This is a genomic window from Phenylobacterium sp. (genome assembly GCF_036263695.1).
Lineage (GTDB): Bacteria > Pseudomonadota > Alphaproteobacteria > Caulobacterales > Caulobacteraceae > Phenylobacterium.
Window position 1 is genome coordinate 1 of sequence record NZ_DATAGM010000361.1, and the last position, 10,278, is coordinate 10,278.

The window sequence follows — 10,278 nt, forward strand, 5'->3', positions numbered from 1 at the left end:
CACCGGCGTCGCCGGCGCGGATGGATCGGTGACGAAGCCGACCTTGGCCAGCCCAGCCTTGCTCGCCTCGCTCATCACGTCGGCCACGGTCTCGTACGGCACCGTGCGGCTGATGCGCAGGTGCAGCTCGGGCGGGTCGGACTCGGCGCCGGCCAGGCGGAACCGCTCGACCATCTGGGCGCGGCTGATCTTCTCGCTGTTCCAGTAGAGCTGGCCGCCGCCGTCGATGGCGAACTGCACCGCCTGGCGGCGGGATATGTCCGGCGCGCTGGCCGCCTTTGGCAGGTCGATCTTGACCGAATGGGTCAGGAGCGGCGCGGTCACGATGAAGATGACCAGCAGCACGAGCATGATGTCGACCAGCGGGATGACGTTGATCTCCGCCATCGGCGCGCTGTTGCGCTGGGTTCCGAAGCTGCCGAAGGCCATCGTCAGGCGCTCTGCCGGGCGGCGACGGGCCGAGGGGCGGGCTGCGGCGCGCCGACCTTAGCCCCGGTCACCAGGAAGGTGTAGAGGTCGTGCGCGAACCCATCGAGGCGCGCCTGGGTGATGCGGTTGCTGCGGACGATGAAGTTGTAGCCGAGCACGGCCGGGATCGCGACGGCCAGGCCGATGGCGGTCATGATCAGGGCCTCGCCCACGGGACCTGCGACCTTGTCGAGGGTGCCCGACCCCGACATACCGATGGCCAGCAGCGCGTGGTAGATGCCCCACACCGTGCCAAGCAGGCCGACGAACGGCGAGGTCGAGCCGATCGAGGCTAGGATGGTGAGGCCGGACTCCATCGCCGCGGTCTCCTCGTCGATGGTGCGCCGGAGCGCCCGGGTGACATACTCCGACGTCGTCCCGGCCTCGTGCAGCCTGTGGGCCCCGTGCCGGTCGTGGTGCTGCATGGCCACGAGGCCCTGCTGGGCCAGGTGCGCGAAGGCGTTGTCCGGCTTGCTCCCCTCCAGCTTCTCGGCGACGGCGTCCAGCGAGGGGGCGTTCCAGAAGAACTCCAGGAACCGGGCCGAGCGGGCGCGGGCCTTCGCACCGGCGATCAGCTTGGTGACGATCAGGTACCAGCTGGTCAGCGAGGCGGCGGCCATCAGCACCAGGATGGTGCGCGAGACGAGGTCCGCCTGGGCGAGGAAGTGGCTGAAACCTAAGGGGTTGTCCAACGGTCGTACTCTCAGCGTTTGAGTGAGAATTCCAGGGGCACGATCACCCAGGCGGCGACGGGCTTGCCGGCCTGCTGGGCCGGCGCGAACCGCCAGCGCTTGCGCACCACGTCCAGCGCCGCCTCGTCGAGGTCTGACGAGCCGCTGGAGCGTTCGAGCAGCACCTGGCTGGGCTTGCCCTCGGCGCTTACGTGGACGCGCAGGCGGACCACGCCTTCCTCGCGCTTGCGCCGGGACGAGGGCGGATAGACCGGCCCCGGATTGTTCAGGTAGGCGGCGCTGAAGTTCGGCGGCGTCACCGGCCCGGTCGTGGCGGCGGGCGCATCGGCCGAGGCCGCGGCCGGGGCCGGAGCGGGGGAGGGCGCGGGCGCCGCGGGGGCGGGATCCGCCGGCCTTCGCTCGACTGGCGGCGCGCTCATCGCGGAGGGCGTGGGCGCGGGGGTCGACAGCAGGGTCGGCTCCGGCGGGCGCGGCGTCGGGACCGGCGGGGTCGGCTCGGCAGGCTGGGCCTGGCTGGGCTGCGCCGCGGCGACGGGCTCGGCGCTCAGCAGGCTGACTTCCAGTATCGCCTCCGGCGGCTCCGGCGGGGCCTTCAGGCCTGCGACGACGAAGCTCGCCAGCACCGCCAGGTGGAGGCCGAGCACGAGGCCGATAGCGACGGCGCGCTGTTGCGCGTTCGTCGAGCGCCACTCGTCGTGCGCGAGCGCCGCACCAGCAATCGAAGCCCCGCGAAGCATTGCACAGCCTCTAACTGAGAATGCGTCGCAATCAAAGAAGGAATGGCGACCCCGAGAATGCCGATGGGTCTCGCCCGCTTAGGTGCGGGCCCAGCGGCGCAGCAGGTTATGGTAGACGCCGGTCAGCTTCAGCAGCTGAGGGTGGTCGGGTCCGGCCTTCAGAGTCAGTCCCTGGATCGCCTGGTCGAGGTCGAACAGCAGCGTCCGCTCGCCTTCGTCGGCCACGTGGCTCTCGATCCAGAAGAAGGCCGCGATGCGCGCGCCGCGCGTCACCGGCGTGACCCTGTGCAGGCTGCTGGAGGGGTAGAGGATGAGGTCGCCGGCCTCGAGCTTCACCGCCTGGACCCCGAAGGCGCCTTCGATCTCCAGCTCGCCGCCGTCGTACTCTTCGGGTTCCGAAAGGAAGAGGGTGGCCGACAGGTCGCTGCGAAGGGTCCGCTCGCCGCCCGGCGGGCGCATCAGCGCGCTGTCCACGTGTGCGCCATAGGCGCCGCCGCCCGCGTAGCGGTTGAAGCGGGGCGGGAAGATCTGGGCCGGCAGGGCGGCCGAGATGAACAGCGGATGCGGCCAAAGCCGGCGCAGGATGTCTTCGCCCAAGGCGATCGCGGCCGGATCGGCGTCGTCCAGCTGTTGGTTGGTCTTCTGGCTGCGGGCCAAGGTCCCGGCGGTGAGCGCCCCGTCGAGCCACTGGGCGGCGTCCAGGCGACGGCGGCAGGCGGCGACCTCGTCCTTGGTCAGCACCTTGTCGATGGCGATCAGCATGGACCCTCCTTGCCCGCCCACGTCTCCGCGCGGACCTCGGCCCTGCGGATGTCCGCAAGATCGACGCAACCGGCCAAAGCCATGCAGACCTCCAGCTCTTCCCGCAGCAGCTTGATCATGTGGCCGACGCCCAGCGCCCCGGCCGCCGCCAGGGCCCAGGCCTGCAGGCGGCCGAGCATCACTCCGTCGGCGCCCAGCGCGATGGCCTTGAATACGTCTTCGCCGCAGCGGATCCCGCCGTCGAACAGCAGCGGGAAGCTCTCGCCCACGGCCGCGCGAACAGGGGGCAGGGCGCTCAGGCTGGACGGCGCGGAGTCAAGCTCGCGGCCGCCATGGTTCGACACCACCAGCCCGTCGACCCCGGCGGCGAGGGCGGCGCGCGCATCGTCGGGGTGCATCACCCCCTTCAGCCAGAGCGGCAGCGCTGTCTGCGCGCGCAGCCAGTCGATATCGGCCCAGGTGGGTGCGGCCGGCATCAGGCCCTGGAAGACGCGGCTTTCGCCGGGCGCCGGCGCAGCCTCCGGAGCCGTCCAGCCAGCGAGGTTGGCGCTTGCCTGGCCGCCGCGGAAGCCGGCCCGCAGGCTGGTCAGTCCCGGCGCGTGGACCGGCGCGTCCACCGTCACCACGAGCGCCCGGTAGCCGGCGGCCTCGGCGCGTCGGACGAGGTCGAGAGTCGCCTCGCGCGCCGGCTGGACGTAGAGCTGGAACCAGCGGTCCGGTCCGGCCGCCGCGGCGATTTCCTCGAGGGTGACGGACGACAGGGTGCTGGCCACCAGCCCGGCGCCGACCGCCGCGGCCGCCCGCGCCGTCTCGACTTCCGCGCCGGCATGGAAGAGGGCCTGGAACGCGACGGGGCCCAGCCAAATCGGATGCGGCCGCGCCTCGCCCCCAAGACTGAGGCGGGTCGATCCGGCCTTCAGGTCACGCAGCACCCGCGGGGTGATCTTCAGCGCCTCGAAGGCCGCGCGATTGTTCCGCACCGCCACGTCGCGGCCCGCGCCGCCGGCCAGATGGGCGAACACGGCCGGCTCGAGCGCCTGTCGGGCCAGGTCCTCGTAGTCGTGAGCGCAGTGGATGTTCGCAGGAAGGGCGCCCGCGGCGGGCATTGGCATGGGTCCGATATGCGCAGGGCCGACCCGTGTGAGGCCGGCCCTGCTCTTAACGTCTAAGGCTCGACCTTAGAAGTCGTAGTTGAGGGTGAAGCGGACCGCCCGGGCGTCGCCCTTGTAGAGGAAGAAGCCCCCCTGGTAGACCGCCAGGTAGTAGTCCTCGTTGGTGATGTTGCTGAGGTTCAGCCGCGCTTCGAGGTTCGGGTTCACCCGGTAGGCGGCGAAGACATCGGCGACGGTGTAGCCGGGGACCTTCTGGGTGTACTGGCCCGCGGCGTTGCGGGCGGGGGCCGTGTCCGGCTGGCCGCCGTAGCGCTCGCTTTCGTACTTCACCGCGCCGCCGAAGTAGAAGTTGTCGGTCAGCTGGTACTTGGCCTGCACCACCGCCGACTGCTCGGCGAAGTTGGACAGCGTCATGCCGACGATGCCGGGGGTCGCCGACTTGAGGACCTCGGCCTCCATCAACGTCACGCCGGCCTGTACGGTCAGCTTGTCCGTGAGATTGCCGGTGGCGCCCAGCTCGATGCCGCGCACCCGGTTCTCGGCCGAGTTGAAGGTGCCGACTGTGGTGTAGCCGTTTCCCTCGTGCACGTCGGTCTTGGTGACCTGGAACAGCGCCGCGGTGAGCAGCAGCTTCTCGTCCAGGATGTTCCACTTGGTCCCGATCTCGATGTTCTCGGAACGCTCCGGCTTGGCGCCGGAGATGGCGCCGTTGAGTATGATCGCGCCGCCGTAGCCGGTGCTGGTGCCGACGTCCGACTCGCCGCCGTTGATGTCGGCGGAAGTGGCGTAGCTGGCATAGACCATCCCACCGCCGCCGAGGTCGTAGGTGACGCCGAAATGGCCGTTCCAGAGATCGTCGGAGTAGGGGTAGTCGCTCCGCACCAGGGTGGTGGTGTTCTGGACGCCGAGTTCGAAGTCGAAGGTGTCGTAGCGCAGGCCGGCGAAGACGGTCAGCCGGTCCGTCAGGTCCATGGTGTCCATGACCGAGAAGGAGGTGGTCTCGATCCGCCAGTCCTGGTCGTAGGGCCCCCGCTGGATGTTGCGGCGCAGCAGGTTGTTGACGCCCGCAACGGCCGCCCCGTCGGGCCCGATGATGCAATAGCTGTTAAGGGTGGTGGAGGTCCCGGTGGCGCAGTTGAAGGGACCGGTGCGGGTCAGGCGGTAGATGCCGTTGAGGACCTGGTGGTCGGAGTACTCGAAGCTGAGGATCAGCTCGTTCTTGCGTCCGAACAGGTCCTTCGTGATGAACAGGTTCTCCTGCGTCGCGAAGTATTCGACGTTCTGCCAGCCCTGATGGTCCGAGACGGTTCCTGTGACATAGACCCCGCCGGGGTTGCTGGCGTTCGTCGTGGTCCCGCGGGCGCCGGTCAGCACGTAGCCGTTGTCCGCCTCGCCGTAGCGGGTGAGGCTGGTTAGCCGGATGTCGTCGCTGAAGTGGTACTTCAGGCGGGCGGTGAAGGTGTCGACGTCGGAAACCAGGAAGTCTTCGGACTGCGCATAGACCGGCACGTTGCGCACCGGCACGCCGCCCGTCAGATAGCCGCCCACGTCGGGCCGGTCCTTGGCCCGCAGGCCGTAGTAGTCGAGGGTCGCCTCGAAGGCGTCGGTCGGGGTGAAGTACAGCGACACGGCGGCGCCCTTGCGCTCACGGTCGGCGGGGCCGCGGTCCGGCACGTCTTCCTTGGCGTAGAGCAGGTTGCCGCGCACGGCGAGCGTCTCGCTGAACGCCTTGTTGGCGTCCAGGGTCAGCCGCACGTGCTCGTCGGTGCCGAGCGTGCCCTGCACATTGGCGAAGTCGAGGAAGGTGCTTGCCTGTTTGGTGATGGCGTTCACCGCCCCGCCTGAGGTGCCGCGGCCCGCGAAGCTGGAATTCGGCCCCTTGGTGATCTCCAACTGCTCGATGGCGAAGCTTTCGCGGATGGTCATGCCGGGATCGCGCAGGCCGTCTACGAAGGAATCGCTGCGGGCGTCCTGGCCGCGGATCACATAGCGGTCGCCGAAGGCGTTGCCGTTCTCGCCGGTGCCCAGGGTGATGCCGGGCTGGGCGTCGAGGATGGCCTTCAGGTCGGTGTAGCCGGAGTCGTCGATCTGCGACTTGGTGAGGACAGTGATGGTCTGCGGGGTCTCGGCGAGCGGGCGGGTGTGGCGCTCGTCGCCCGAGGTCTTGGCCTTGTAGGGCACGCCGGGCTCGGCGTTCGGGTTGGCTTCGATGGCCGTGGACTGCACCTTGACCGTGGCCAGCTCCTCGGCCGGCTCGGCCGCCTGGGCGAGCGCCGCCGTCGGCGCCAGGGCCAGAGCCGTCAGGCAGATGGCCGAGCCGAACATCGTCGACGTGCCGCCCAGTCTCAGGCTGGCCGGGCGCAAAGCCCTACCCTTCGAAGCGCTCAATGGATTATCCCCTCGGTGTGCGAGACCCCTCGTCTCCAAGCTGGAGCGTATATTGCGACGCATTCGCAACTGCAATCTCTTTTGCGTCTCATTCGCAATTGGCCGGCGAAGGCCGCGAGTAGGCCCGGCCGGTCCTTTGGCGGGCAGGTCGGCGAGGAACCGCCCTACGCCGGCTCGTCGCCGCCGCGCTGGCCGGGGGCGGGGAGCTCGCTCTGGCGGTCCTGCTGGGAGCCGAAGGCGAGCATGGTGCGCCGCTGTTCGCCGCGTGGGTCGTTCTCGACCCGCAGTTTCGATCCCTCGTCGAAGATCATCGTAGGACGGGTCCGCGCATTGTAGGGCGGCCAGGCCGGACCGCCCGGAACCTCGGCTTTACCGGTCTTCGCGAAGTTGGCCCAGGTCGCGCTCATCTTGTCGGCCAGGGCCTGGGCCTCCGGCGTCACCGGCCCCACCATCCGCTGCGCGTTGCCCAGTGTGTCGAACACGAACGGGATCTCCTCGGCGTGCGGGACGAAGTAGCGGCCGTTCTGCACCGGGGTCTCGCGGTAGAAGGCGTAGTAGTAGGCGCCCGCCCCGCCCTGGGCCGCCTTGCGCTCGGCCTGGATCGTAGAGTCCAAGAAGTAGCCGCGGTCCGTGGAGACCATGTAGGCGATCTCGGCGTTGCTGCTCTTCGGATAGAGCCGCTTGTAGAGGGCGTACACCTTCTCCGCCTCGCCGGCCGGGACCAGCTTTCCGATCTCCGCCTTCAGGCCCGCATCGTCCAGCGCGTCCATCGCCGGGTCGGTCCCCATGAACACTGAGGCCTCGGTGCGGTTGGTGCCGATGATCATCGGGATGTGCTTGGAGACCTGCGGAGCGTCCGGCTCGAACGGGTGGCGGGGCAGGAGCTTGCCGTCCACCACGGGCCGGAACTGGCCGTAGCCGGCGCTGGCCTTGGCCCCCGCCGCCCGCAGGTCCGCCATCGGAACCTCTCGCAGCTTACCCACATCCGCCGGGGCGATGTTCAGCGCCTCCAGCACCCGCTTGGCCTTGGCCTGCGCGAGCTCGCGGCCGTCCATCCGCAGCGCCGAGCCGGACTGCACCACCGCCCGGTGGAACAGCCCCTGGGCTGGGGTGAAGGCCATCATCATCGAGGTCTTGCGCCCGCCGCCGGACTCCCCGTGGATCAGCACCCGCGAGGGATCGCCGCCGAACCGCTCGATGTTGTCGCGCACCCACTGAAGCGCCGCCACGCAGTCGAGCATGCCGACGTTGCCGCTGGCGGCATACTGGTCGCCATAGGCCGACAGGTCGCAGTAGCCGAAGACGTTCAGGCGGTGGTTGATCGTCACGATCACCACGTCCTGCTTCTTGGCGATATTCACCCCCTCGTACCAGACCGACGAGCCCGAACCGGTGGTGAAGCCGCCGCCGTGCATCCAGAACATCACCGCCCGCTTGCCGGTGGTGGCCGGCGTCCAGACGTTCAGCACCAGGCAGTCCTCGCTGACCGGCGGCGGGGTAGGATCGGGCCGGTCGGGCATGATCGGGCTCGGGTGGCGCGCAGCGCCCGCCGGCGCCGGCGGCCGGTTCGGCGCCGCCCCGCCTTGCGGGGCGGTCGGGCCATAGGCCAGGGCATCGCGCACGCCCGTCCACGGCGCCTTCTTCTTCGGCGGCATGAAGCGGTTCGCGCCGGAGGTGTCTTCGCCGTAAGGGACGCCCTTGAACACCAGCACGCCGTCCTTGGTCGATCCGCGCACCTTGCCGGAGGTTGTCTCCACCACCGGCGCGGCTTGCGCAAAGCTCGGCCCCGCGGCCGCCACCCACAGGCCCCCAGCCAGCACCCAGCGGCGGTTCAAGCTCAGATCGGTCATCCATCCCTCCCGGCCGGCCGCCGTCCCGCGGTCCTCTCGGCCAAGGTTTAGACGCTCACTTGGAGCGCCGCCAGTGGTCAGGAATGACTAGGTCCCCGGCTGCACATACGGGACCTTGGCGAACAGCCGCCGCTCGCCGCCGCGGGGATCGTCGATCAGGCGCGGGCTCACGTCGAACACCATCGTCTGCCGCCGCGCCATGCCGTACGGCTCCCAGCGCGGGATCCCCGGGTGGTTCGGATCGCCGGTCCGGGCGAAGGCCAGCAGGGCGCCGCTCATCTGGTCGGCTGCCCCCTGCGCCTGCGGCCCCGCGCCGGTGCGCGATCCCGGGGCGGCGACGTTGTCGAACATCAGCGGGATGTCGAGCGTGTGCATGGCCCGAAGCTTCCGGTCGGGCGAGGGGAAGTCGAGCTGGTAGACGAAGGCCGGCGAGCCCTGGTGGGCTCTGAGTTCCGCCTCGATCACCGCCGCACGCCAGGACCGCCCGGCCGTGGTGGCCGCGAAGAACACCTCGCTGGGCGTGTAGGCCGGGTAGAGCCGCCGGTACTCGGCGACCACCACATCCGGGCTGATGTCCACCCGCATCTCGGGCGCGAGCTTCGCCGGCAGCTCCTCCCAGGTCAGCGCGTGGTTGCGCGGATCGCCCGCCAGGAAGGCCCGGGTCTCGTCGCGGGTGTTGCCGATCACCATCGGGACGTGCGCCGACTGGGCTGGGGCGTCCGGATAGAAGGGGTGGCGGGTCAGTGTCCGCTCGTCCAGCACCGGGCCGAAGTAGACCGGGCCGAACGGCAGGATCGGATCCTTCGCCGCCAGCCCCTCCACTAGCCGCTCCTCCGGCAGGGTCAGCAGCGCCTCGGGTCCGTCCACCTTCAGCGCCTCGAGGAAGGCCTGTCCCCGCCGCGTCGCGTTCAGCGGCCCCGAGGCGGTGACCTGCTGGCCGCTCATCGTCACCGCCCGGTGGAACAGCCCCGCCGCCGCAGGCGTCGCCATCAGCGTCGCGATCTTGGCCCCGCCGCCTGACTGGCCGAAGACGGTGACCTGGGAAGGATCGCCGCCGAAGTTGGCGATGTTGTCGCGCACCCAGCGCAGCGCCAGCACCAGATCCAGCTGCCCCGCGTTGCCGCCGTCGGCGAACGCCGGCCCGCCGAGCCTGGCGAAATAGCCGTAGCCGAAGACGTTCAGCCGGTGGTTCACCGTCACCACCACGACATCGCCCCGCCGCGCAAGCCGCGTCCCGTCGTACAGCGGGCTGGACCCTGAGCCGGTCGAGTAGGCGCCGCCGTGGAAATAGACCAGCACCGGCCGCCGCGCCCGCCCGTCCATCTCCGGCGTCCAGATGTTGAGGAACAGGCAGTCCTCGCTCTGCCGCGCCTCGCCGCCCACCTGGGGCAGGCCGGACCGTAGTCGAAGGCGGGAAGGGGGTCGCGCCACGGCCGCGGCGCCACGGGCGGTCGGAACCTGCGCCGCGCAGTGTCCGCCCCGTAGCGGACGCCCTTGAACACCAGCACCCCGTCTTCCCACCGTCCCCGCACCGGCCCGTGCCGGGTGCTCGCCACCGGATCGGCCGCGTGGGCGATGGACGGCGCCGTGGCCAGCGCGGCGGCGGCGGCAAGGGTCTGGCGGCGGGTGAGGGGCGTCGGCATGGCGGCCTCAGGTCGTCGTTGCCATGGCAGATGACACCGGTTACCTAAGCCGGGCAAGGGAGGTCCGCACATGTTCCAGAAGGTCTACCAAGCCACCCATCCGGACATGATGAAGGGGGCCAGCAACGACGAGCTGCGCGACCGCTACCTGGTCCAGAACCTGTTCCAGCCGGGCCAGATCTCGCTCAACTACTCGCACAACGAGCGGTTCGTGATCGGCGGCGCCGCGCCGGCCGGCGGGCCGCTGCGCCTGCCCGAGCAGGCCGAGCCGGAATCCGCCAAGGGCAAGCCCTTCCTCGAGCGGCGTGAACTGGGGATCGTCAACGTCGGCGGGGCAGGGCGGGTCACCGTGGACCGTGAGGCCCACGACCTTCGCCACCGCGACGGCCTCTACGTTCCGATGGGCTCGACCGAGGTCGTTTTCGAGAGCGCCGACGCCGCCGCGCCGGCCAGGTTCTACCTCGCATCCACCCCGGCGCACACGCGGCTGGAGGTGGTGAAGATCACGCCCGAGACCGCCAATCCGCTGGAGCGCGGCGCGGCGGAGACCTCCAACGAGCGGACCATCTACCAGTACGTCATCCCCGGCGTCTGCCGCTCGGCCCAGCTGCTGCTCGGCGTCACCA

At 70.1% G+C, this 10,278-nt stretch carries 8 protein-coding genes and 1 pseudogene; 1 reads left to right on the forward strand and 8 read right to left on the reverse strand.

What is annotated here, in order from left to right:
- The 8 genes and pseudogenes from VHK87_RS14760 to VHK87_RS14795 all read right to left on the reverse strand — a co-directional run.
- Positions 1-429: biopolymer transporter ExbD (locus VHK87_RS14760; RefSeq protein ID WP_329635650.1), on the reverse strand; the 429-nt coding region annotated here is incomplete at its 3' end.
- Between the two features lie 2 nt (positions 430-431).
- Positions 432-1,160, reverse strand: a complete 729-nt coding sequence (locus tag VHK87_RS14765; protein ID WP_329635651.1) for a MotA/TolQ/ExbB proton channel family protein — start codon at positions 1,158-1,160, stop codon at positions 432-434.
- Between the two features lie 11 nt (positions 1,161-1,171).
- On the reverse strand, positions 1,172-1,897 hold the full coding sequence (locus tag VHK87_RS14770; protein WP_329635652.1) for an energy transducer TonB: 726 nt from the start codon (positions 1,895-1,897) through the stop codon (positions 1,172-1,174).
- Positions 1,898-1,975: 78 nt separating this feature from the next.
- Positions 1,976-2,659: a Fe2+-dependent dioxygenase gene (locus tag VHK87_RS14775; protein WP_329635653.1), complete on the reverse strand. Its 684-nt coding sequence runs from the start codon at positions 2,657-2,659 to the stop codon at positions 1,976-1,978.
- Positions 2,653-3,765, reverse strand: coding sequence for an alpha-hydroxy acid oxidase (locus tag VHK87_RS14780; protein ID WP_329635654.1), 1,113 nt, complete (start codon positions 3,763-3,765; stop codon positions 2,653-2,655). Before VHK87_RS14780 ends, VHK87_RS14775 begins: the two co-directional genes overlap by 7 nt.
- 72 nt (positions 3,766-3,837) lie before the next feature.
- Entirely contained in the window at positions 3,838-6,135 is a 2,298-nt protein-coding gene (locus tag VHK87_RS14785) for a TonB-dependent receptor (protein ID WP_329635655.1), read from the reverse strand.
- Positions 6,136-6,323: 188 nt separating this feature from the next.
- Positions 6,324-8,009: a carboxylesterase/lipase family protein gene (locus VHK87_RS14790; protein WP_329635656.1), complete on the reverse strand. Its 1,686-nt coding sequence runs from the start codon at positions 8,007-8,009 to the stop codon at positions 6,324-6,326.
- Between the two features lie 87 nt (positions 8,010-8,096).
- Positions 8,097-9,724, reverse strand: a pseudogene (locus VHK87_RS14795) (carboxylesterase/lipase family protein).
- Between VHK87_RS14795 and VHK87_RS14800 the strand changes: the two are divergent.
- Positions 9,723-10,278: 5-deoxy-glucuronate isomerase (locus VHK87_RS14800; RefSeq protein WP_329635657.1), on the forward strand; the 556-nt coding region annotated here is incomplete at its 3' end. The pseudogene VHK87_RS14795 and the gene VHK87_RS14800 overlap by 2 nt on opposite strands.

Excerpts from the sequence above, each read along its gene's own strand:
- VHK87_RS14770 (WP_329635652.1), bottom strand. The coding sequence starts at position 1,897 with ATGCTTCGCGGGGCTTCGATTGCTGGTGCGGCGCTCGCGCACGACGAG.
- VHK87_RS14775 (WP_329635653.1), bottom strand. The coding sequence starts at position 2,659 with ATGCTGATCGCCATCGACAAGGTGCTGACCAAGGACGAGGTCGCCGCC.
- VHK87_RS14780 (WP_329635654.1), bottom strand. The coding sequence starts at position 3,765 with ATGCCCGCCGCGGGCGCCCTTCCTGCGAACATCCACTGCGCTCACGAC.
- VHK87_RS14790 (WP_329635656.1), bottom strand. The coding sequence starts at position 8,009 with ATGACCGATCTGAGCTTGAACCGCCGCTGGGTGCTGGCTGGGGGCCTG.